We start from the raw sequence: 24527 nt of genomic DNA on the forward strand, positions 1-24527 counted from the left end.
TGATCATTTTTTGTAACGAAGGAGCCATTCGGATTCCGCCAGCCCGACTCGTGATAACTGCCCCGATAGTTCTTGAGCAATTCGCTGGGCATGCTCAAACTTAAGCTCTCCTCTCCAATAAAATTCCATTCCATTAAGTGCTTTAAAAACAAATCTTTTTTTCTCAAGATCCGGCTTAGAGACAATACGTTTTGAGGAATCCGGCTTAAAAGTTAACATTTTAATTCTGTTTGGTTTACAATCAATTTTTAAACAAATAGGATGTCCATTTTCGAATAGGACAACACTCCGTTTGCTTCTATAGTCTTCCTCAGCAACAATATCACACCGCAGAAAAGGAAATCTTGTATCATCATCCAGCCTGACAGAATCACATCTGGGTTGGACACAAACCCAATAGTTTTTTCCATTCTCGCTTTTGGTCTGTAAAAGTGTCCCAAGGGTTAAGGTTCTGGCTTTGTTACTATAGAATGTACGTAGAGCCATGCTGCATGCTAGTTGGTAATCTCCTACATATTCGGTTTTACCGGACAGAACCTTACTCAACTTATTACGAGATTCAAATCCTTTAGCGTTAATTTTTTTTAGAACCTGAAATGGATGATTATTTGAATCGCAAAAAAAATCTGCGCCTTCGACACATAACTGTTTAAGATCATCATGTGGTTGAGATTCTTTAGGATATTGACCAAATTCCTCAAGTCCTTTACTCAAAATTTCTTTCTTGTGATCCAACCATTGAACAACCGCCTTTTTAGAAACTAAATCTGTTTGAAAACTGTCTTCTATTACAGCATAAAACTCCGAGGACATCATTTCTAACAAGTGTGACTCAGCATTCTCATCGGGAAGACTCAAAACTCTATGAGTTAGGAAGGCCGCATCAAGTTTTGGAGAGAAATTTGATATTATTTTTCTGGTATTTGATCGTAATGCCGCTACGGACCGCAATGCTACATTTGACATGAGCCCGCAAGTCATTATTGCATATTCTTGTATTGCACGTTCAGCCAACTCGACCTCTGTTACTTCATGAGATTGATATTTTTCAAGACGGCCACGTCCGTTTTTTTTACCTAAGACAATTATCCGGGAAGAACCAAAACGAACCGCTAAATTTTCTTCTTTTTCAGGCGAGGGCAGTTCTTGATCAATGGATTGAAGATGAGTGAAAATTTGATTCTCGATATTGAAAAGATTTGGTTCGCCTGTATAAGCAATTATCAATCTTAGTTGTTCTGGTGTGTCTCTCAGGTTTTCAGTTACTATTCCGGCAATCAACTTTTTAGCCCTCTGGCCATTATCTGCGAACATGGACCAGTCAACTATTACGATATCGGCATTTTTACAGAGTTTTCTAAAATCGCCAGTAGAGCCAGTCGAAAAGTCTCTATGTTTTGGCTGATAAGCCGCACAGACAATACTTTTTTTAGCAAATGCGCGTATTAGGTCCTGAGTATCGACATTGTGCGGATCATCGCTTATTTCATCAGATTTTATTTTTTGAATACCGTCATCTTTTCTTCGGATCACATGTTTTCTTGATTTTGTTTCCTTTAATTTTTTTGGTGGTTCTCCGGCAAATTTTTCAAACAGTTTATCATCTATTATTACCGCAGTTTGGATAAAATTACTTGCAGCAGCTACTGAATCAACAAAAAATTCACTGGTATAATTCATCGCGGCTCCCGACTATCGATAACAAAATTAACAGTAAACTCATCATCAGTAGGGCCAAGAGATAAATCAAATCCTTCTTTTCGGAGAACATTTTTTGCAATAAAAAGCCCCAAACCGCGTCCACCGGGTTTACGGGTAAAACCCTGTTCAAAAATAGCATCTTGATCTCTTGCATGAATTTTAGGACCGGAATTTTTTATTGAATATGAACTCCGGTTCGCATCCAAAAAAATTTCTCTTCGACCAGATTCGTTTCTCATCCAAAAAATCGCATTATCGATAATATTGACAAATACGGGAAAAAACGTCGAAGGGTATCCAATTAGGATTTTCTCCTGAAAATCTTTTGTGGCTTTCAATGTTATATTATGGCGTTCTAAGCGGTTCTCAAACAACTCCTGAATAAACTTTTCAATTTGATAGCCTACAATTTCTATAGGTTCTCTATACATCCGCCGCTGTAAGGGAGTAAATAAATTCAGAAAATTATCCAAATGGTCAAAACTTGTTCTTATTTTACGGTATAACGGCTCCAATTCGTCGTTGGCGCGTGCCCACCCTTTTAGTTCACGTACTCCCTTGCGAATTGTTTTTATAGCAGAATCAAATTCATGATTAATTATTCCAATTGTCATACCAAGCTGGGCCAAGTCAGCATCAAGATCGGCCTGTTCTCTTAATGCCAGTAGCTCTTCATCAATAGCTTCGTCCATTTCAATATTGGTTATGAATTCTCCAGCTTCGTCTGTTTCGAATGCAACAGCATCTGCGAGTTGGTTACGAACATGTTCAAGAATGTCGCGATTTCTACGTGCAACCGATGCAATATCGGCTTCCATATCTCCACGTAGTTTCTCTATTGATTCGGTAGCCATTTCAGCAAGATTCTGCCTACTGAACTCTGCAGTCACTTTTTCTATTGTTTGATTCATTTCAGCAATGGCATTTCTGGCGATATCCAATACCTTTTTCCGTGTTTCAGTGGCAGTACGGTTGGTATCCTGCACTTCTTTATTCATTATTGTTCGCGTTTTGTGGACAACGTTATCCAGTATCGCTTTTAGCCTTCTCCTTTGATCTACATATATTTGCGCCTCTCTAGCTACGTTACCTATTGTTTCGGTTATCCGTTCCGCAGCGGGGCCAAATACCTCCGTCTCCAATCTTGAATACTCGTTTACATACGCCTCCCAATCACGTCTTAATTGTTTGGTAAGACCGACTCCACGTGGCTTGGTAACACGATAGGATTCACTAATTTTTGATAATTTTTGGTTAGCGCCTAGTTCAGCATCAAGTAAGGCTTGTGCCGCTTTGTCCGGGTCCTTGATCTGGCCGGCTGAGTACATCTTTCGCTTTATCCAGTTGTCAAGTTGTACCACCTCAATGTCTACCAAACTCTCGTTTGTTCTTTGAAAAAACTTATCCAACAATTCCGAAAAATTTTTTCTTTTGGTCGTTGCCTGCCGCTCTTTTTTTTGGCGTGCCAATTCAATTCGAGTATATTCCCTCTTCTTATCATCATATAAAGTCGAAATATTTGCATTTGATCTAAAAAAATCGGCAGCTAACTGAATAAAAAAATTAATCAATATCTCACGAAACTGGCGAAAAGCTTTATTGTGTTGAAATCCCTCACGCCCGGCCTTTTCAACCAGTTTGTTGTTATCGACTTTATCGATTTTTACAGCGCCAAAAACTCTTCTATATGAGAAAAAATAGTACCCGGCACCTTTATTCCGACGTAGTTCTATGTCCAGCCAATCAAAATCCGAAAGCCCATAGGGGAGAACCCGCAAACCATTCCGGTATACATACAGGCCCCCAATTAAGGATGTTTTATCAGATAAAGCTCTCCATTCATCCGGTGGCATTTTTGTTTCGCGTCGATTCCCTTGAACATAACCGAATTCAATTTTAAAAGGGCCACATAGAGTTTTTTTTCCGGCACCTTCTTTCCATGAAACAATATGGTCAACAGGATCGGCATCATAAATGCGAACTTCGCCACTAAACTGACCGTAGTCATCAAAACGCCCTTTTAAATGATGATCAGCGTTTAAGAGCTCATCTTTGGTAAAAAATTCGTTGCTTTCTATTAAATCCTCATAATTTCGATCCGACTCCCAATAGCGGAAGGCTGTGTTTAAAACGGATTCTTCATCACTGGTGAATGTTTGATTGGAAAACCCAATGAGAAATTTGGTAAAATTCCGTTCTTCGCTCCGTTTTTCTGCCTCGACTTCCGCTTCAAGGTTTTCATCTGCAGGCATTATGTAAAAATGGGTGCCATGCCCGGAACCGGACAGACTCAAACCGTCAAGAAAATCATCTATGTCTATAGGATCGATGCATACCGTTTCTAATTCCTCCAAAATTGTTGGAAATTCATTATTATCGTGATGGTTGTCCCAGAGATACTTCACATTGGCTTTTAACTGATCGATAAGTCTGGCGATATCTTTCTGGCTGGGTAGTTTACCATTTGAGAAAGTGCGAACTGGGATCTCAATCTCTTCAAGGTTAATACCCGGGATAGTGAAAAGGCCCCAATGAATATATGCACCAACAAGATCGTGAAGTCCGTCCTCCCTCTTAGCCCTTGTCAGCACCAAAACCTGACGACCGATCAACGCAATTGCCAAGCGCCCAATCCCTTTTTCTCCCATAATACTCCGGGCCACCTTATCTTGCGGGATATAGGGGAGGCCAAGTTCATGTTCTGTGTCGAGCTTACTTTCAGTTCCGATGGTGAGCCATCGTCCCTCAAACTCAGCTGCTGTCATGCCATAGCCGTCATCTCTTAGGACAAACAAGCCATCGGATTTAAAGAAGTCAACCTCAACGTTATCAGCGTATGCATCGTATGCATTCTTAAAAAGCTCACTAATTGCTGTCGCAATACCGGCAATTTGTTGCCTACCTAGCATATCAACAGCTCTGGCTCTAGTTTTAAACTTTGCCATTTTTATCAATCCGAATGAGATGCTTTCCAATCCGTTCAGCCAATGCAGGAGGAACAGCGTTGCCAATTAGACGTGCCTTTGCAGCTTGACTGGAGCATATGAAGCGATATCGCTTAGGAAAAGTTTGCAGTGTTGCACCCTCTCTTAGAGATAACGCTCTGTCTTGATCAGGGTGACCAAATCTGCCGTTTGAGAGGCTATTGAATCGTGTAGTAATTGTAGGAGCAGGCCTATCCCACCACATACGCGCATAAACATCCATAAAATTTTTATCTTTACCCTCGTATGCTGGGATTTGGAGTTCTGGATCATCCCGCCATGCGAAACGATCACCGCCATCGTGCGGTGTTGTTCTAATACGTTGTAAGTTTTTATTTGATAACGCTGCTGCGGTATGCATTCTAACAGGTTTGTCCACATGTCCTGCGATAATTGGAGGAAAACTTTTAATTTTACCAATAAAATTTCGTACTGTTAGCCGTTTATTCCTTCTTCCTTTAGGCAGGACAATTTTGCGATGCCGGCGTGAAGCAATTAATAAAAATCTGTTTCGATTTTGTGGGACGCCAAATCGAATTGCGTTAACTACATCGTTATCACAAACATATTTTTGTTGTTCAAGAAATTGAAGAAACTCTGGTAGAGATGTCTTCTCATTTTTATTTTTTAGGCCGGGAACATTTTCGATGAGGATGTATCCAGGATTAAAATATTTAACAAATCTACGAAATTCACTTATGAGGAATGCACTACTTTCACTTTTTGTTTTGTCGGTATTTATTTTACTCCAAAACTGGCAGGGGCTACATCCAACGAAAATTAAGCTGTCATCGTTTTTTCTAATTCCAATTTCTTCTTTCAATTCCTCATTTTTTAAATATCGTATGTCTTTTTGTATAAATTTGGCAGGCTTATTGTTGTGTTCGTATGTTTCCTTGCATTGGTAATCAACATCTATTCCAGCTAATATTTTTATGCCGGCACGTGATAGGCCATAACTCATGCCTCCCGCACCACAGAAAAAATCGACTGCTTTTAAAACTTGGTCACAATGATTCATGTTGTTTATCGTGCTAACCATTTTTTTGAGAGCTCACACCTCATGAATGAGTAACAAGTGAAAATTTTATCCATATAACGATTTGATATAAATATAATATTAGAAAAAATCAAGGATATCAGAAAAATGGGTTTGTCATAATAAAACAATCCTTTGCTTTTAACCGCTACTCGTTATTTTCAATGATATACAATAAAAAGCCGCTGGGCTTTAGGTCCTCTCTCAAATATTGACCAGACGAGATAGAAAGAAAAAATCGTGTAATCTTTCTGTTTCTTCCGTAGTACATTTTTAGAGTTCCCTCAACTGCTCTCCATTTTAGAAATATTGTAAGGCACCAAAACAACCCGGATGATCCCATCCGCCGTATCCCCGATCTCCAACCCCACAAAACATCACAGCGCATAAAAATGCCCATTGCGTACAGCGATGTCCTTTTCCACCAGGCATCTGACAACATCACCGGAACGCATTCCCGCTATCTTACAAGCGCTGGTCGCGTACCGATCCCGGCCCGCTCCTGCCCCATGATCCGGGCGCCGGGAATGGTAAGTATCGATGCAAAAAACCAGATTGTGGGTCAATGGGGCCGGGACTCGGCAACAATAGTTGTATATCTGGGGGAAAGCAGTGGAAAAGTCCAGAAAAATTACCTTGATCGAAATGATTTCAGGCCAAACTGGCTGATTAACAAGGCCGGTTGTAAAACGTGTGTTCAGGATCCAGACCGTCGTTGTGCATAGGGTCTCAGCGTTTCCCGACGTTCAAGGAAACCGCCGACGCAATCAATCTTTTTGATCCGGCTTGATCCTGTCCCCAATCCTTTCCGAGAAGGACCGTCGCAAGCACCTCGGCACCTCGACCCCCTCGGGGGCTGTTCCTGGAAACCTCGTCACTATCCGGGGCCAGAATAATATTGACAGCCAAAATCAGTTATAACTAAACTTGATGAAGTGGTGGGAACGATCGCCGATGTTGATCCGCATTCACCCTTTTCACACCTGAATCCCCGTTTGCCCGCTTCTGCTGCGGTGATGCTTCATCCCCATGCTGATCCATCTTCCTGACAGGATGCCTGATAGGCACTGATCCGTTTTCCGATCATTTCCTGCCAATGGTCCCCTAAAAATGGAGGAAGTCATGACTGAGCAGGATTGGCTGGCCTTGGGAGTAACCCTTTTCGTGATGTCAATTATCGGGTTGATTCTATTGCTGGGTTTAACCGGGGCTTTTTCTTAAATGTAAAAGACCAGACCGGGCCATGTGAAAATTTGAGTTCGCCCCAAAGCAGCCGGTAAGACAGTCAGGCCCCCAATAATCAATGGAACCATCGGATATGAATAGGGCTCTTGCAGTGGCCTGGTTCTCAAAGACAGGAATGGACGTCGGCTTACATCTTTTTCATTGAAAAAGGAGGGACACAGATGAGCGAGACTCTGATTGTGGTGGTGAACCGCACGTCGGCACGTTTTTTTACACTCGAGCCGGTGAAGTTTCCCAAAATCGAGTCCGGTCCCAGATTAAAACCCCATGCAGAACTCGTAAACGCTGAAATCAAATCGGCCAAGGATAATTTTTCGGATTCCAAAACGGGCCGTGGCGCGGTTCCCCAAGGCGGCGGCGTCCACGGCTACGATGACAAACGGGATCAGCATCTGGATGAGTTGCGACGCCGTTTTGCAGCCAGGGTCATCAAACGCATCCAGAAGCAAAGAAAAGCGGAAGGTGCAGGCACGGTCATCCTGGCGGCTTCTGCCAGGATGCGCAGGTTTTTGTTTCCGGAGATGGAGGACCTGGCGCGACAGGGATTCCGACTCCACAAACTGTCTAAAAATATGATCAACTTCTCTCCCCAAAAAATTCATGAGTATCTGGCCGGGGAAGGCTTGATCCCTAAACAGCAAAAACCCTGACGCGGTATATGCAGCGCGATAATTTCAGGTAGACCTGCCTCACGTGAAAATGCGAGGCTTCGCCCTCTTCGCTTGATGAAGTGAAGCGGAAATCCCGCCTGCGGGGGCCCTGAAGCACGAAGGATCACGGAAGCCGCTATTTAACGCATCTTGGCTGCATTTCACTCCAGGACGCGTTGTCCTCTCTTCTGTCATCGCCGCTTCGACTGCATGGATCGATTCGTCTCTCGACGCCTGTGTACATGGGAGGATCGATTCTGCGACGATCGACTCCGGAGCGCCTGCTTTGGCTGCGTCGTTTGTCTTGTTGCTGTTCCACTGCTTCGACCTCAAAACGAATCACATGGATGGCTGCGTTAAAGGGTGACCGACCGATATATCTCTATATTAAAATGATTATAGCACCTGTCAAACATAAACTGCCTTTCTCAAAAGAATCGGATTGTATCCCCGAAACCATACTATAACCTATCTCAAAAATAGTCTGAGTGCCCATGGCGGCTTATGAAACGATTCAAAATGCTCACATACTACCTGTATGCTGCGCTTTTTCGCCGTTGCATGCCTTGCCCTGAACCCTGATCCTTATTTTTGAGATGCGTTCTAACAAAAGAATAGCCATGGATGGGTCATGTGACAAAAAGTGCACCCGCCGATTACGAAACCGGTTCATTTATCTGCCATGACGTCTTTTTCTCCCTCTGTTCCCTCACCGGGTAGATCCTAAACACAATGAAACTCAAACAAATCCCACCCTTTGTCATTTTCGGTTCACCTTGGCCTGCTGTTTGCTGGGTACTGGGATCAGAAAGAACCGCCTGACGACGACCATCCACAAGGGAAAACATGTTGAAACGATGGACCCTGCATCCGCTCTGCCGGTTATGCATGGCAGCGATTTTCATTCTAATGTCCGGCTGCGGCTCCGGCGGCGGTGGCGGAAAAACGGAGGCGCCTTCCGGTCAGACCAGCTATTTCCCGACCGTCAATCCGGACGATGGCCCACCTGCCGGCAATCCGGCCGGCACCGCATCGATACCGGCCGAAGCGAACCTCGAAGACGTATCCTCCCCCGATCAGATTGTCGGCAACGGCACGCCGGAGAGCTGCAGCGCCGAAGCTTTTATCGATGCCGTCGCCCAGGGAGGAACAATTGTATTCGACTGCGGTCCTGATCCGATCACGATAACGCTCCCAAGACCGGCCAAAGTGTTCAACAATGCCGACCCCGACATCGTCATCGATGGCGGCGGTTTGGTGTCGCTCAGTGGAGGGGGGCGAACCCGCCTGCTGTACATGAACACCTGTGATCCGGATCAGGTCTGGACCACCGATCATTGCCAGAACCAGGATTATCCGCGATTGACGGTGCAGAACATCACCTTTGCCAATGGCAATTCCAGCGCTGAAACCGAATATGACGGCGGCGGGGCAATCTGGGTACGCGGGGGACGATTCAAGGCCGTCAACTGCCGCTTTTTCAACAATGCCTGCGCCGATGAAGGCCCTGATGTGGGCGGCGGCGCTATCCGGGTGTTCAGCCAATACGACGGCCTGCCCGTCACCATCGTCCATTGCACGTTCGGCGGTGTCGAAGGATACGGCAACCGTGGATCCAACGGCGGCGCCATCAGCAGCATCGGTGTCTCATGGACCATCATCAACAGCCTGTTTTCCTACAACAGCGCCCTTGGATACGGCGCCAATCCGGCGCAATCCGGTACGCCGGGCGGCGGCAGCGGCGGCGCCATCTATAATGACGGCAACACGATGACCCTGACCGTTCTCGGCTCGCGCATCGAATACAACGAGGTCAATGAACACGGATCGGCCATCTTTTTCGTTTCCAATGACCACACGGGCGATATCATCATCGACGAGTCCGCAATAACGGACAATATCGGCGGCTTTTGGTACCCGGTATACGACGGCATCTCCATGCACAGCGACACGCCGATCACGGTGACCGACTCGATCATCGAAAACAATTCGTAAGCATCGGTCGGCCCCTTGCACACTTTTCCTTCTGTGTATCGAGGTCTTTTCGTGTGTTTAGTGTGTCCTGTGGTTCTCAGCACTCCCTTAAACCGCCTTTTTCGCTCCCGAAACATCGTTTTAAGACCAAAACATGGCCCTGTTTTTATCCTGAGCCCTTGATATTCGTTCATTCAGCCTGGCCCGACCCCATGCACTGTAAATTTTTTTGAAGATGCGGCTGTTTCGCAAGATCATGTAGGACAAAAAAGGACAGGCATTTCAGCGCTGCGCCGACGCAAAGTTCAGATGGGCACCGATACCGGATCCAACCTTGACGACGCATATTTGGACTGTCCGAGGGTGCCGCTGGCACCGCTTGTCCATTCAACCAACGAAAGGAGTCTCCCATGAAAACCAAACCGATCATGCTCCGCACAATGCTGTTGGCCTGCGTCTTCCTTTTCGTGGCCACGGCGACATCGGCCCTGGCCATGAGCGAAGAACTCATCGGCACCGTGGTGAAGACCGATAACGGCGCCGCCCTCAGTACCGACGCCGGTGAATATCTTATTCTGGGCAAAGATCTTGAGTCTTATACCGGAGATACCGTGGCCGTGACCGGTGACGTGGAAGTCGGCGCAATGGCCAAAACGATCCGTGTCGCATCCGTCAGCATCCTGGACATCAACCCCGTTATCAAGTCACCCGCGGCCGAGGAGACCATGCACCACAAGGGTTGATTCGCAGGCAGCGCGTTCCATTCAGCCGACAACGAATCGGGCACCAGCCTGTCTGGCCGTTTGGATGCATTGAAGTTAAAGAAACCGTTGGGGTGGGCGGAAAACCTTGTCCTGCCTTCGTTTCGCCTGCAGGGAGCCTGACCCCCCTTCCGCCCAGCCCTTCAACCGCCTTGGATTGGATGTTTCGGCAGTGTGGGTCGATCTGATGGACGATGCGTTTACTGCGGTGTTCATCCAGCAATTTTCTGTTGAGGGGCTTGGCAATGCCTGCAAACGGGGTGGGGTTGATAACGAGAACACCTTCTGAAGCGGTTCGGGTGATATGCCATCCGAGAAGGGCGAAACCGGTCGAAGCGGCGTTTTCTCACCGGTCCCCGAAAAGAGCCCGCGTTCAGGCCATACGGCTTGATTGTTGGTCTGTCACGGCGGTTTGGTTTCTTTCCATTGTGAAAAGTGGAGGCATCCGCCGTCGTAGGTTATCTTCTCCCGCAGGGGCTCGCTCACGGTCCGGCTTTATGCGTCGCCTCGGTGCGACCCCGAATTGCATTCCTGCATACCCTTTCTTCTGGGTCTCAAGGTCTTTCCGTGTATTCCGTGTGTTCCGTGGTTTCCCGCTCTTTTCTCTCCGTGGTATTCATTTCCCGTAAACCAGCTTTCCGATCATCCGCACCCGTTCCATCTCTTCCGCCGTCAGCGCCCCCTGATCCAAAACCGCCAGGTTCTCCCGCATCTGCTCCAATGTTTTCGCCCCCATCATGCAGACATCCACCGCCGGATGGGACAGCACGAAGCGATAGCACTCGGCGGCGGTCAGCGGCGTTTCGCCGTGAGGCAGCTTTCTTTTTCCGAGAAGTTTGCGCCAGTCCGTGGCGGTGAAGCTGACCACGCCGGGCCGGTCGTCGCCGGTGAGATGGGGAAAGGTTTCGGTTTCCGCACCGCGATGGGCGGCGTTGTAGCGGATGTGGAAAACATCGAACAGGCCCTCCCTGGCCAGCTCGGGAAACAGCTTGCGGTTGTGGCTGGTCAGCCCGATGAAGCGCACCAGGCCCTTTTCCTTGAGTTTGAGCGCCCCGTCGATGACCTTCTGCGGCGGACGCTTGGGAAACCAGCCCAGCAAAAGCACGTCGGCGTATTCCAGGCCGGCATCCCCTAATCCCTTGACAAAAAAATGCTCGGTGAGCCAGGCGTGATGGGCGTAGGTAAGCATGCCGACCACCAGATCGTCGCGCCTGCCGGCCGCGGTAATGCTGCGGATGGCCGAACGCATGGGACCGGAGCGGCCCCGGATGAAAGTGCCCCAGGTGAAGTAGTTGCAGCCGCGCTCGAAGGCCTCCTCGTAGGCGGCGGCCGGGGCACCGAAGCTCGATGAAATGCCCAATCTGCCTACTTTGAGGTTGGTGCGGCCTAGGGTCTTTTTTTCGCTAAAGGTCATGTGATCCTCCAAGTCGTTCAACCGCTTCCTCAAGCATTTCTATGTTGGGATTGTTACTCTTCGGCATCGGGTTTCAACCTTTTTTTAATTTCCATATGTGCCATCTGCCGCTCACGTGCCCGGCCTCCACGAATGGCATCGACGAGAGTCAGCAGCTCATATAGTTTTTCGTCTTCCCGTGCCGCTTGCGGATTAAGCGGAACCCAGCGTGTGTTGCGCGATGGCCAGACCCGACGCACGGTCTTCGACCAATTCCACCAGGTGGCGGTGGTGCGTAAAAAAGATCACCTGGGTTTTTCGGGACAGTTCACCCAACACCTTCAGCGTGGCCAGGGACCGCTCGTCATCGAAGCGCAAAAGGATGTCGTCGACCACGAAGGGCAGCGGCTCGTTGTGCTCCAGGTACTGCTCAAGGCTGGCCAGGCGCAGGGCCAGGTAGAGCTGGTCGGCGGTGCCGTCGCTCATGCCGTCGACCGTGACCTGGGCGTCGCCTTGCGGCCGGATGCCAACCAGGACGGGGTGGCCCTTGTCGTCGTAATCGGCCCGCAGCCGGCTGAAGGCGCCGAGGGTCATCTGGCAGAACAGCTCGCTGGCCCGGGAGATCAGAGGCCCCTGGTGCTTCTCGCGGTACTGCTCGACGGTTCGGGAAAGAATGATCGAGGCAATTTTCAACCGGGCATATTTCTCAACGTCCGACTCAAGGCCGGCCAGCAGGCGCTCGGCCTTCTCGGCGTACGTGGCGGCCGCGGAGCTGCCGTCCATCTGTTCGAGCCGGGCTTTCAGCGCGCCGATTTGCTGGTCGAGCGCCGAACGCTCCGTTTCCAGGGCCTGCGTGGCCTCACCCAGCTCCTGAAGTTCAGGCGCGATGCCGTCGGCATCCAGGGATGAGGCTTCACCAATAAATGCGTCAACCGTTGCCCCGGCGCTCAACCGGCGCAATTGCTGCTGGATGTCGTCAAGCGCTCTGACCAGCGCCTGGCGTTCCCGGGCCCGTTTTTCCGTCTCGGCCAGCAGCCCGGCATCGGCGCAATGGGCCGCCTGGCACAGAGATTCGATCAGCGCCCGGCATTCAAAATGGCGCCGCTCCGCATCTTCCAGTTCTTTCCGTGATGCTTCCAGCCTTTCGACCAGGCCGACGTGCCGGGACTCATCTTTACGGGCATGGGTCAACCGGCCGTTGAGCAATTCGGCCGCCCGGTCCCTGGATTCGGCCTTGAGATCCGGTGCGAGGGCGTCGACCAGCGCATCCACCCGGGACATGAATCCGGCGGAATCCCGGTCGATGCCGTCGATGCGCTTGCGCAGCACGTCGACTTCACCGAGCTTGCTCCGGACCTCCCGGACGCTCTCGATGACAGCCAGCGCCGCCGTCGGCGTGGCGTCGGCACGGATGCCGATTTTTTTGACGCTGGCTTCCCAGCTCGTTTTCCACCGGGAAAGGGCATCCGCCAGGTCCGCCCCAGTGGCATTGCCCTCTTCCAGGTCCGCCTCGAGGCGGATCAATTCCTGGTCGGCGGCGGCGATCCTGGATTCGAGGTCCCTTTGGGCGTTAATGTGGGCCTGGGCCGTCCTGATCAGCCCGGAAAGCGGGGGGGTTGGCTCCCGGGGAACCCCGGCGGCCTCGAGCGCGGTCATCAGGTCCGATTTGAGGACCGCCAGTTGGGCGGCCAGCGCTTCCGCCCGGCCCTTTCCGGATCGCCAATCGGCCAGTTTGTCCCGCAGCGATTCGATCCCGGCAAGCCAGCCCCGCATCTCCCTCGGCGTTTGCGGGGTCACGCCGGCCGGTTCCCACGCCTGTTGCCACGCGATCTCCAGATCAGCGTGCTGCGTCAGGGACGCTTCAAGCGCTGCATCGACATCGGCAAGCGTTTTTTCCAGCTTCTCTTTTTGGGCTTCCAGCAACCCCTTCCGACTGACCTGGTCGGCTTCACGCCTGAGACGGTCCGAGATGTGATCCGCCCGGACCATGCTCTTTTGGAAGGCATCGGGCAGGCCTGAAGCATCCTCAAAATGGCCTAATAATTCCCGGGATGCTTCAGCCGGCGGCGTCTGGCCTTCCAGCGTCTGGCGAATCACCCCCCACCCTTTGTCCCGCAGGGCTCGGATGGTTTTCAGGTCCGTCTCGGTGGGCACCTCCCTGGCCGAATCGATGGCCTGAATATCGGCCCGGATCGCAGCAATCTCGCCTTGCGTTGCAACCCTGGCCTCGCGCTGTTTTTCAAGCGCGCGCTGCAACGCATCCAAGCGGGCGTCGAACCGATCGATGGTCTCCCTGGATGGCAGCGGCAGTTCGTCGATATCCGCCAACGCACCACGCCAGAACGTCTGTCGTTTCAGCAACCGCTTCAGGTCGCCTTCAAGCGCATCGCTGGCGGACCGCATCTCGCCCAGCTGTTTTTCGATGGGTCCGGCCGATACCGCGGGTTGCAGGGCATTTTCAAGGGGTGACACATCCACGGGCGCCGGCATCGCCCGGCGCTGATCGGTCAGCTGGCTGAATCGGATATTGCGTTTGCGCTGCTGCTCGGCAGCCGATTCCTGCCTGGCGGCCAACCGTTCGTAAGCGTTGGCGAGTTCCTGGATCTCACCCACGGTCGACGGGGGCAGTTGCAATGCCCTGGCCGCTTCACCGGAGATGTCCGCGCTGATTTCCTCAAGCCTGTCAGCGGCCTGCTTCTGCAGCGTCCGCATGCGCCCTTCGAGTCCGGGCCGGTCTTTCTGGGCTTTGCGAAAGCCGCCCAACTCCTGCTGCAGCGATTCGATCGTGGCGGCATTTTCAAGCAGCGCCCGGTGAACCGGCAGGGCGTTTATTTCACTGCCGATTTTCTCGATGGCGTCCCGCGAACGCGCCACATCCCTGCCGGCCATTTTCAGATCTTTTTCCGCGTCGCGGCGCTGGTCTCCGAAATCATCCGCAAGATCCGGTACCCCCTGATAAGCCACAAGGTCGGTGTCGATTTCCTTTTTCCGGGCGATCAGCGGCAGCGCCTGCTGGACGCGTTCGAGCCTGGCCAGCCGTTGTTTGTGTGCCGCGAGCGTTGTTTTTACCTCCTCCATCCGATTTTGAGCATTTCGGAGCTCCAGATCGAGGTCCTTCCACGTCTTGGGCAGCAAGAGGGCATCCTTCTGCTCCTGGCGGGCGGTTTTTATCGCTTTAATCGACTGGTTGATCGAAGGCGTCGACCCGCTGGGCTTGAACAGCAGGCCGCATGCCTGCTCAAGATCCTTCTGGACGTTTTGAATGCGGATCAGGCCCGCGCCGGCTGCGAACAGGGCCTCGCCGACGCTGCCTTTGCCGGAGATAATCTCTTCCCCGCCGCGGATCAGGTCCTCGTGGCCGATGGCAAACATCTGCTCGAACACCTCGGCGCCGACACCGCCCAGAAAGGGAGCCAGCGCGTCGTCATCCAGCACGGTTTCATCGTCATGGCCGCGCAGGGTTTTGGCCAGCCCCTTGCGGCGAAGGAAGTCGATTGCGTCGCCGTTGCCGTTCACCAGCCTGGCCCCGACACGCAGGCTGGGGTAGCCGTGGAGAAAATTAACCGGTTCCCGTGACGGGATGCCGAAAAGCATGTGCCGGATGGCTTTCAAGGCCGAGCTTTTACCCGCTTCATTGGGCCCGAACAGCATGTGAAAATCCGCACCGGTGTCGGGCAGATCAATGGTCACGTCGGTAAAGGGGCCATAGGCGGCCAGCCGGATGCTCCTGATCTTCACGACGCGGCGGCCTCCTTTTTCATGCGGTTCACCAGCAGCGCATGGGCCTGCGCCACCAGTTCGCGCAACTGCTCCGGATCGTCCGGCTGGAGCCTGGCGTCCCCCTGGCGGTAATCCGGCGGCAGTTTTTGAAAAAGGGTCGACAACGCTTTGCCCAGTTCCAGTAATTCCGGGTCATTGGCCATCAGGTCGTCCACCAGCGCGCTCAACTCGCGCAACGGTCCCGGGTCGGCCACCGACCTAGCCCTGGGCCGGGTTCTGACGATTACCTTTTCAATCCAGGCCCGGTCGCCAAAATGGGCAATCGCCGTTGACCGGACCGCGTGCTTGAGGTGTTCGGGGTCGGCCGCGATCTGGTCGTGAACGTCGGTCTCACCGCCAAATTCCACCCGGGCAATCACCGGTTTGGGGTCATGCCGATCGATGACCGCTTCGAAGACCGCCAGAAACCGTTCAAGGATCTCATCGGCGCGGGTCACGCCGCCCAGACCGACATGCACCCGTTCCCAGCGGATCACGTCAAGGTCGTGGCGGGTAATCTCGGGGGGCGCCCCCTCTTCCGCGGTCACCAGCACACACCCCTTGGCGCCGGGCTCCCGGATGTGGCGGCCCTGGACGCACCCGGGAAACACGACCGGCGGATCATCGGCCACCTGCTCGAACTGGTGGACGTGCCCCAGGGCCCAGTAGTCGTAGCCTTTGTTGATCAGGTCGTCGAGCGAGCACGGCGCGTAGTTCTCGTGCCCTTCCCTGCCGGTGAGGCTGGTGTGCAACAGGCCGATGTTGAAATGCCCGGGAACCGGATCGGGATAGTCGAGGGCGAGGTTGTCCGTAATGGCAGCCTTCGAAAAGCTTTGCCCGTGAACCGCCGCTTTCAGATCGTCAAGGATTTTTGTTTCCGGTCTTCTGGATGAAAAGACATGCACGGTGTCGGGATACGGCAGGGTTCGCGTCATCCTGCCGGCAGCGTCGTGGTTGCCCGAGATGATCAACACCTGAATCCCCGCCTCGCCGAGCCGCCGGACCTGGCTGATGAAGTAAAGGCCGGTGTTGTAGTCTTTCCAATCGCCATCGAACAGGTCGCCGGCGATCAGCACGAAATCCACGGCTTCATCGACGGCCAGATCCACCAGGTTCTCGAACGCCCGTCTCGATGCCTGGCGAATTTCCTCGACGGGTGCCCCGTCGTAAGCCTCGAGCCGGTGCAGCGGGCTGTCCAGGTGGACGTCGGCGCTGTGGATGAATTTGATCATGGCCCGGCCATCCGGCCATGGCGGCAACCGGCAATCAAGCGTACGGCGGCCTCGATGAGGGTCGGCTTTCTGTTCAAGATCGGATCTTTTCTCCTGCGGTTGATTGGAAAAGAGAATTATATCAGGTATGGGTTTTAGTGAAGCCCGGAGCCGATGTCAATGGGATAGGACTGCCGCCGGACCGCGGGGGGCGGATGCCTTAAAAAAGGCCGGGGTTAGGAAACCGGAAGCCCTGTGGAGTCGATTTTGATTGCAACCTTCTCCCCGAAAGCCTCTTGAACGGCAGCAAAAAAGGGGATTGACACAAAAATGCCACTCCGTTATGCTCATAACCGTGAAAAGGGAACCCGCATCTTTATCCCCTTGTACCTCAACCTCCGCGCTACGATCATCATTCCGTAGAGAATTGTTTAACGCGTCTAAATAATAAGTTGTTTAAATAACGGCCGACTACAACAACAGGGGTCTGCATGGTTGAAAAGCAGGGAACAGGACAAGAAAACGCTGAAACGCCCTTGCCCGCCGCCATTTGCGCCGAGCGCGTAACCAAAGCCTTTGGTGAAGGCAAAAATAAGGTTCTGGCTCTCGATGATGTTTCTCTCACCATTGAAGAAAATGAGTTTTTTACCTTATTGGGGCCTTCGGGTTGCGGCAAGACGACCCTGTTGCGTCTGATTGCCGGGTTTGACCAACCCACCGCGGGCGCGATTTTGCTCCGGGGTCGGGACATCTCCCACCTGCCGCCCAATCAGCGTTCGGTGAACACCGTGTTTCAGGATTATGCATTGTTCCCACACATGACCGTCGCCAAAAATATCTCCTTCGGGCTCGAGATGCTGGGGAGGCCGAAAGATGATATTAAAAAGACGGTCGGCGACATGCTGGCACTGGTTAAGATGGAGGAGCTTCGCAACCGTCGCACCGACCAGCTTTCCGGCGGGCAGCAGCAGCGCGTGGCGCTGGCCCGGGCCCTGGCTCCCCGCCCCCAGGTACTGCTGCTCGACGAACCCCTTTCGGCCCTCGACTACAAGCTTCGCAAGGAGATGCAGATTGAGTTGAAGCAGCTGCAGAACGAAACGGGGATCACCTTTATTTTTGTGACTCACGATCAGGAAGAAGCGTTGACCATGTCCGACCGCATTGCCGTCATGAACGCCGGCCGCATCCTGCAGATCGGCTCCCCCCGCCAGATATACAATCAACCCGCCGACCGATTTGTGGCCAGTTTTATCGGCAGATCCAACTTTCTTTCGGCCGAAGTCCTCTCCGTAACGGGTCGGCGCGCCCGGCTGAAGCTTTCTTCCGGGAGGGAAGTCATTTCCGCGCTGCCAGACGACAGGGTGCCTCGCGGCATCGTAACCGCCGTGGTTCGGCCTGAATACGCCGAATTGGTTGCAGGTTCAGGCGACGTGGGCGATCTGCAGGGCGTACTCGAAAACATCGTTTATTTAGGCACGGATACCCAATACCACATCCGTTTGCCGGATGAGACGACCTTCGTGACCCGAAGCCAGAACCAGTGTCAGGAAGCCGAAGCCTTTGAGGATGGGCAATCGGTCAGCGTCGTCTTCAAGCCTGAAGCCGTCCAAGTACTGAGGTCCTGATGTGAGAAATACGACGGCCGCGTCCAATCCGGTCAGCGACATGCAAAGAAGCCGAACCCGAAAGAACTGGCTGTTAAGTGCGCCGGCGCTGGTGGTTCTGGCCGCCGCATCGTCCGGGCCGCTCTTGATCGTACTGGTCTATTCGTTTCTGAGCGCCGGCGAATATGGCGGCGTGGTCTGGAAATTTTCAACGGATGCGTGGTTCAATGTGGTTTTCTTTCGGGATATTTTCGATGGAACGACCACTTTCGCCGACGCCCATATGACGATCCTCTGGCGATCGGTCCGGCTGTCGTTTACGACTACCCTGATCACGCTCGCCGTCGGCTTTCCAACTGCCTATTTCATCGCCACCCGGCCCCGGAGAAATCGCAGCCTCTGGTTGTTCTTGATTACGGTTCCGTTCTGGACAAACCTGCTGATCCGCACCTTTGCCATCCTCGAAGTAATCCGCAACGAGGGACTCATCAATATCGGTCTGCAGATGCTCGGGATTATCGATAAACCGATCCAGATGCTTTATACCGATTTCGCTATCATGGTCGGCATGACTTATGTTTACCTGCCGCTGATGGTATTGCCCCTGTACGCATCCATGGAGCGCCTGAACTTCAGCCTGGTTGAGGCGGCTTACGATCTTTATGCCACCCGCCATAAAGTGCTGCACCGGATTATCATTCCTCTGGTCAAGCCGGGGATCATTGCCGGGTCTATTCTGGTTTTCATCCCGTCGCTCGGCGCATTTGTAACCCCGCGGGTGCTTGGCGGGGGCAAAAAGATGATGCTTGGCAACCTGATCGAACTGCAGTTTGGCGCCGGGCGCAACTGGCCGCTGGGTGCCGCGCTTTCCGTCACCCTGCTGGCCCTTGTCATGGCCGCCCTGTTGATGTATGTGCGCACGACCCAGCGTCATTCGGGGAGCATGCGATGATCGCTTTTATCAAGAAACGCACGCCCTTTTCCCTGAAACGGCAGCCCGGGTTCGGCTTGATCGCCGGCCTGTGTTTTGTGATGCTTTATGCGCCGATTATTACGCTGGTGATCTATTCGTTTAACGCCGGCAAATACATCTCCCCCTGGGAAGGGTTTTCCCTGCAGTGGTATGCGGCGGCCTGGAAGAACGAAGCCGTCCAGGACGCGACGATTCGCTCACTCTTTCTGGCGATACAGGCCGGAATCTATTCGACCGTGCTGGCGACGATGGCGGCGCTGGGTACAACCCGCACCCGTCCTTTTCGGGGGTTGATGGCGATCTACGCCATGATCAACCAGCCGCTGATGGTGCCGGAAATCGTCACCGCCGTGGCGCTTCTGATCCTCTTTGCGATGATCAAATCGCTGACCGGCATTCAGGGGATGTTCTACCTCGTCATTGCCCATACGGCCTTTTGCATTCCGTTCGCCTACCTGCCTATCCGGGCACGCCTGGAGGGAATGGATCTGAACCTGGAAACGGCGGCGGCCGATCTTTACGCCACGCCGTGGAAAACGTTCTGGCGGGTAACGCTGCCCCTGCTTTTCCCGGGGATCATCGCCGGGGCCATGCTGGCATTTGTCATCTCGCTGGATGACGTGGTGATCACCGAATTCATTAAATCATCCGGGCAGGAAACCCTGCCGACCTATATGCTGGGTCAACTCCGCCGGGTGGTTACGCCTGAAATCAATGCCATCTCAACCGTGTTGCTGGGTCTTTCGATATCCGTGGTCTGTCTACTCTTTTTCGTCGAAAGGAGGTCTCGGAAATAGGTTTTTGCGCATTGGTCAAGACAGTGGTGGAAGAGGCGGAAAAGCATGTTCTTTGCCGGGCCTCCTCTATCCGGCGACGTTGCCGATCTGGCGTCGAGGAGCGGAATTTAAACCCATAACGAAGGGAGTTGTCACCATGAAAATCAATAAGGTTGTTGCCGCCGTTGCAGCGTTCGGACTGATCTTCGCGACGAATGCGCTGGCAGCAGGTCAATTAAATCTTTTTAACTGGGGGAATTATACCAGTCCCGACCTGATCAAGAAATTCGAGTCAACCTACGACGTCAAGGTCACGATAACCGACTATGATTCGAACACGACCGCACTGGCCAAGGTCAAAGCCGGCGGACACGGCTTCGATATCGTCGTGCCGTCGGCCAATTATGTAAAGGTATTTATCGAAGAAGGCCTGGCGCTCGAGGTTCGCCCGGATCAGATGGAAAACTTCACGCATGTCGCCCCCGAATGGCGCAACTCCCCGTTTGACCCGGGCCGCCGCTACAGCGTCCCGTGGCTGTGGGGAACGGTCGGCATCGCGGTGGACACCGATGTCTATAAAGGCGACATCAACACCTCTTCCATCGTTTTTGACCCGCCCAAAGAGCTGGCGGGCAAGATCAACATGTCGCCGGAAATGGGCGATGTGCTGGGAATGGCATTGAAGTACATCGGCAGCGAGCCCTGCACCACCGATAAAGTGGCCCTGAAAAAAGCCCGCGATCTCCTGATGGCCGCCAAACCGAAGTGGGTGTCCATGGACTATGGCCTGACCGAAAAAATGCCGCGCGGCGACTTTTCTGCGGCGCTCTACTGGAATGGCGCCGTCTACCGGGCCGGGCTGGCTAAATCGTCAATCAAATTCGGCTACCCGCGTGAAGGCTATGAAATCTGGATGGATAATGCGCTGGTGCTCAAAGACGCGAAAAACGTCGAGAATGCCAAAAAGTTCCTGAACTTTATCATGGCGCCGGAAAATGCGGCGCTGAATTCCATCTTTACCCGTTATGCCAACGGCATCAGCGGTTCGGAAGCGTTCATGCCGGATGAGATGAAAACCGCGTCGGCGATCGTTATCCCGGAAGAATTCAAGGCTGCCGGCATGTTTTTCCCCGCCTGTTCCAAAGAGGCCACCGAGTACTACACCGCTATCTGGACGGAGTTGACCAAGTAGCCCTCCGGAACCTTTTTTTTCCCGCTAAGATGCCGATAGCGGGGTTGTTTTAAAAACAAGAGGATCTGTTTACCGGGTCCTCTTGTTTTTATTTTCAATCGATTGCTGACGCGTTGCGAGAGGAAGACATGGAAACGAAGGTCACCCTTGCCAACTGGCGAACGGCGCCGTACAGCACGCACGCCTTTCATCATGTGGATCGCATCATCCCGGTTTCCCCCATCAACCGTTCGGGGCGGGTCTGGGAGCTTTCAACCGACCCGCAATCCATAGACACGATCGTTTTCGACGATCAACACGGGCGGGAGCGGCGATTGACCGAGGTACTCGACGCCACCGCCACCCGGGGGCTGGTGGTGCTGCGGGGGGGGCGAATCGTCGCGGAGCGGTATTTCCATGGGTATGACGGCACACGCCCGCATATTTTGTTCTCGGTCAGCAAGTCCCTGACCGGGGCATTGACCGGAATCCTGGTCGACCAAGGCCGAATCGACCCGGAGAGCCCCGTGGTCAAGTATATCCCGGAGGTGTCCGGTTCCGCTTATGGAGACTGCACGGTACGCCATGTGCTCGACATGACGGTCAGCACGTCATTTTCCGAAGCCTACCTCGACAAATCGGGCGAATTCGCCCGCTACCGACGCGCCATGCTCTGGAACCCGGTCGAACCGGGAGAAGATCCCGGCACCCTGCATGCTTTTCTGGCATCCCTGTCCCGGGCAACGGAACCCCATGGAGAGGTTTTTCACTACCTTTCGCCGAATTCCGATCTGCTTGGCTGGTTGGTGGAACGGGCATCAGGCCGGGATTTTGCCGGCCTGTTTTCCGACCTGATCTGGAAGCCGCTGGGGGCTGAAGCCGGGGCCTATGTGACCGTCGATATGATCGGATCGCCGCGCTCGGCCGGTGGAATTTGTGCGCTTCCCCGTGATCTGGCCCGCTTCGGCGAGATGATGCGTCTGGGGGGTAAAGGATTCCTGCCGGATTGGTGGGTGCAGGATATCCGGTGCGGCGGAGACAGCGGGCCCTGGCGGAAAGGCAATTTTTATCAGTTGCTTCCCGCCGGACGCTACCGCAGCCAATGGTACCAGACCGGCAGTCCGTCGGGAGCCTTCTGTGCGATCGGCATTCATGGCCAGTGGCTGTGGGTCGACCCCCAAAGAGAGGTGGTCATCGCCAAGGTTTCCGCCCAGGAAGACCCGGAAAATGAGGATATCGACTTTACGCTGATGCGTGCTTTCGAGGCTATCGCCGAAGCCGTTCAATAAATGACGGGGTCGTCACCGCTTCAGGAGCTGCACGACAGCATCGAACAGCCTGGCCGGCGGCGGGCCCAGTCCGGCCGTTTGGCGGCAAAGCCCTCTTTTTCCGGCTGTTCGTCGTAGGGACGACGAAGCAGGTCAAGCAGGTCGTGAATCAAGGTGAAGTCGCCCTGTTCGGCCTTGTCGATGGCCAGTTGGGCCATGTAGTTGCGCAGTACGTATTTGGGGTTGACCGCGTTCATGCGCCGGCGCCGGGTCTTGGGGGCGATGTTGTCCCGGCCGGCCCGTTTCAGATAGCGTCGAAGCCAGTCGCCGGTCCGGCGGCGCACGGCGGGCGTCACCTGTTCGGGAACGTAATAGGCATCCATGAGCGGGCGCATAAGCGCTTCATCACCGACTGCTGCCGGGGACAGGTCATCCGCGTTCAGCCGGGCGAGACGCCGGAAGAAGATCGTCATGTCGGTTTCGGCCAGGCGTAAAATGGCAAGCAGCTCGGTGATCAACGCCTCGTCCGTCGCCGGCTCGAATGCGTTCAATCCCAGCTTGCGGGCCATCATCTGCTGCCAGGCGTCCCGGTAAGTGTCGGCGTATCGATCCAGCACCGCCTGCAGGCGTTCGACCTGCCCAATCAGCGGATAGATGGCGTTGGCCAGCTGGGCGAGGTTCCAGTGGGCGATGGCCGGCTGGTGGCCGAAACGGTAGCGCCGCCCGGCGGCATCGGTCGTGTTGGGTGTCCAGTCGGGATCGTAATTTTCCAGCCAGCCGTAGGGGCCGTAGTCGAGGGTCAGGCCGAGAATGGACATGTTGTCCGTGTTCATCACGCCGTGGACGAATCCCACCCGCATCCAGTGGACAATCATGTCGGCGGTGCGGCGGCACACCTCCTCGAACCACTGCAGGTAAACGTCCGGCGACGGTTCGCCCAGGTGGGGGAAATCGGTGCGGAGCGTATAGTCCGCCAGCTGCTTCAATACATGCATCTCCCCCCGGGCGGCGAAGATCTGGAAGCTGCCGAAACGCGTAAACGACGGCGCGACGCGGCAGACCACGGCACCCGGTTCCAGTTTGGGATGGCCGTCGTAGAACATGTCCCGCTCCACCTCCTCACCGGTCAGGGTCAGGCTCAGCGCGCGGGTGGTAGGCACGCCCAGGTGAGCCATGGCCTCGCTGCACAAAAATTCGCGCACCGACGAGCGCAGCACGGCCAGGCCGTCGGCCGTTCGCGAATAGGGGGTAGGGCCGGCCCCTTTCAACTGCAGCATCCAGCGCCGGGAATGGCCATTCACGATCTCGCCCAGATTGATGGCCCGTCCGTCGCCCAGCTGCCCGGCCCAGTTGCCGAACTGATGACCGCCGTAGCACATGGCAAAGGTCTGCATGCCCGGCAGCAGCCGGTTGCCGGTGAACACCTGGGTAAACGCATCGGATTCGCAGGTTTGCGTCGAAAGACCCAGCAGATCGGCCACCTCCCGTGAATAGGCAACCCGCTGGGGCGCCGCCACAGCAGTGGGTTTGACCAGGGAATAGCACGCCCCCGATACCTGGCGCCGCCGGTTCTGAATGTCAGGATCGGCAGGCAGCTCACGGACGAAGCGGTTATCGAAGCACAATGCGTTCAGGGTCTCCTGCGGTTTCGCGGATGTCTGACTGGGGGCAATGAAATCGGTGGATTCAAGCAGGTTCATTCGTATCGTCCTTTCGCCCATCGGCCGACCGCCCACCGCCATCAGATTGCTCGATGATGGCGGCTGATCAGTCTTCACCGATGGCCGGTGTTTTATTTTCTGATTCGGTATCTTTGATGGAATCGTAAAAAGTGTCATTCCCGCGTCGGCGGGCACACGCAGTGAAGCTTTAGCGCTATCTATAAGTATTTGATAACAATAGATCCCCGCCTACGCGGGGATGACAATAAAGAGAGTATTTCCACTTTTTACGACGCCGTTATCATTGGTTCAGTGTAAGCACTGAACCGCGCTGATGCCATACCGTGGAATGCAAAC

The 24527-nt window shown here is 53.6% G+C and carries 15 protein-coding genes; 8 read left to right on the top strand and 7 right to left on the bottom strand.

The features are described 5' to 3' along the window. Positions 1-3 precede the first annotated feature (3 nt). The 3 genes from ACHZBS_RS05385 to ACHZBS_RS05395 are packed head-to-tail and all read right to left on the bottom strand — an operon-like array spanning position 4 to position 5706. A complete protein-coding gene (locus ACHZBS_RS05385) occupies positions 4-1680 on the bottom strand; it encodes a response regulator receiver domain (protein ID WP_319405499.1) in 1677 nt (558 codons plus the stop codon). Next, positions 1677-4646, bottom strand: coding sequence for an ATP-binding protein (locus ACHZBS_RS05390; protein ID WP_319405500.1), 2970 nt, complete (start codon positions 4644-4646; stop codon positions 1677-1679). Before ACHZBS_RS05390 ends, ACHZBS_RS05385 begins: the two co-directional genes overlap by 4 nt. After that, entirely contained in the window at positions 4633-5706 is a 1074-nt protein-coding gene (locus ACHZBS_RS05395; protein WP_319405501.1) for a DNA cytosine methyltransferase, read from the bottom strand. Before ACHZBS_RS05395 ends, ACHZBS_RS05390 begins: the two co-directional genes overlap by 14 nt. A 1424-nt stretch (positions 5707-7130) precedes the next feature. Between ACHZBS_RS05395 and ACHZBS_RS05400 the strand changes: the two genes are divergently transcribed. From ACHZBS_RS05400 to ACHZBS_RS05410, 3 genes are all read left to right on the top strand, one after another. Next, positions 7131-7619 carry a host attachment protein gene (locus ACHZBS_RS05400; RefSeq protein ID WP_319405502.1) on the top strand — a complete coding sequence of 163 codons (489 nt, stop codon included), beginning with the start codon at positions 7131-7133 and terminating at the stop codon, positions 7617-7619. Positions 7620-8465: 846 nt separating this feature from the next. Further along, entirely contained in the window at positions 8466-9614 is a 1149-nt protein-coding gene (locus ACHZBS_RS05405; RefSeq protein ID WP_319405503.1) for a hypothetical protein, read from the top strand. Positions 9615-10003: 389 nt separating this feature from the next. Continuing rightward, positions 10004-10336 carry a hypothetical protein gene (locus tag ACHZBS_RS05410; protein ID WP_319405504.1) on the top strand — a complete coding sequence of 111 codons (333 nt, stop codon included), beginning with the start codon at positions 10004-10006 and terminating at the stop codon, positions 10334-10336. Between the two features lie 634 nt (positions 10337-10970). Here ACHZBS_RS05410 and ACHZBS_RS05415 read toward each other — a convergent pair. The 3 genes from ACHZBS_RS05415 to ACHZBS_RS05425 all read right to left on the bottom strand — a co-directional run bounded on the left by ACHZBS_RS05415 (position 10971) and on the right by ACHZBS_RS05425 (position 16738). Then, positions 10971-11768, bottom strand: a complete 798-nt coding sequence (locus ACHZBS_RS05415) for an aldo/keto reductase (protein WP_319405505.1) — start codon at positions 11766-11768, stop codon at positions 10971-10973. A gap of 192 nt (positions 11769-11960) precedes the next feature. Then, positions 11961-15485, bottom strand: coding sequence for an AAA family ATPase (locus ACHZBS_RS05420; RefSeq protein ID WP_319405506.1), 3525 nt, complete (start codon positions 15483-15485; stop codon positions 11961-11963). Next, positions 15482-16738 carry a DNA repair exonuclease gene (locus ACHZBS_RS05425; protein ID WP_319405507.1) on the bottom strand — a complete coding sequence of 419 codons (1257 nt, stop codon included), beginning with the start codon at positions 16736-16738 and terminating at the stop codon, positions 15482-15484. Before ACHZBS_RS05425 ends, ACHZBS_RS05420 begins: the two co-directional genes overlap by 4 nt. A gap of 470 nt (positions 16739-17208) precedes the next feature. Here ACHZBS_RS05425 and ACHZBS_RS05430 point away from each other — a divergent pair, with 470 nt between their 5' ends. The 5 genes from ACHZBS_RS05430 (at position 17209) to ACHZBS_RS05450 (ending at position 22530) form a co-directional block, all read left to right on the top strand. Continuing rightward, positions 17209-18342: an ABC transporter ATP-binding protein gene (locus ACHZBS_RS05430; RefSeq protein ID WP_319405508.1), complete on the top strand. Its 1134-nt coding sequence runs from the start codon at positions 17209-17211 to the stop codon at positions 18340-18342. A 1-nt stretch (position 18343) separates the two neighbouring features. Then, positions 18344-19273, top strand: coding sequence for an ABC transporter permease (locus tag ACHZBS_RS05435; protein WP_319405509.1), 930 nt, complete (start codon positions 18344-18346; stop codon positions 19271-19273). Next, positions 19270-20091, top strand: coding sequence for an ABC transporter permease (locus ACHZBS_RS05440; RefSeq protein ID WP_319405510.1), 822 nt, complete (start codon positions 19270-19272; stop codon positions 20089-20091). The genes ACHZBS_RS05435 and ACHZBS_RS05440 overlap by 4 nt, the downstream gene beginning before the upstream one ends. Positions 20092-20095: 4 nt before the next feature. Next, a complete protein-coding gene (locus tag ACHZBS_RS05445) occupies positions 20096-21262 on the top strand; it encodes an extracellular solute-binding protein (RefSeq protein ID WP_319405511.1) in 1167 nt (388 codons plus the stop codon). A gap of 128 nt (positions 21263-21390) precedes the next feature. Continuing rightward, positions 21391-22530, top strand: a complete 1140-nt coding sequence (locus ACHZBS_RS05450) for a serine hydrolase (protein WP_319405512.1) — start codon at positions 21391-21393, stop codon at positions 22528-22530. A 20-nt stretch (positions 22531-22550) separates the two neighbouring features. On the opposite strand, the gene ACHZBS_RS05455 is transcribed toward ACHZBS_RS05450, so the two are convergent. Next, positions 22551-24209, bottom strand: a complete 1659-nt coding sequence (locus ACHZBS_RS05455; protein ID WP_319405513.1) for a protein adenylyltransferase SelO family protein — start codon at positions 24207-24209, stop codon at positions 22551-22553. Positions 24210-24527: the final 318 nt, after the last annotated feature.

Source organism: uncultured Desulfosarcina sp., from assembly GCF_963664155.2.
Taxonomy (GTDB): Bacteria; Desulfobacterota; Desulfobacteria; order Desulfobacterales; family Desulfosarcinaceae; genus Desulfosarcina.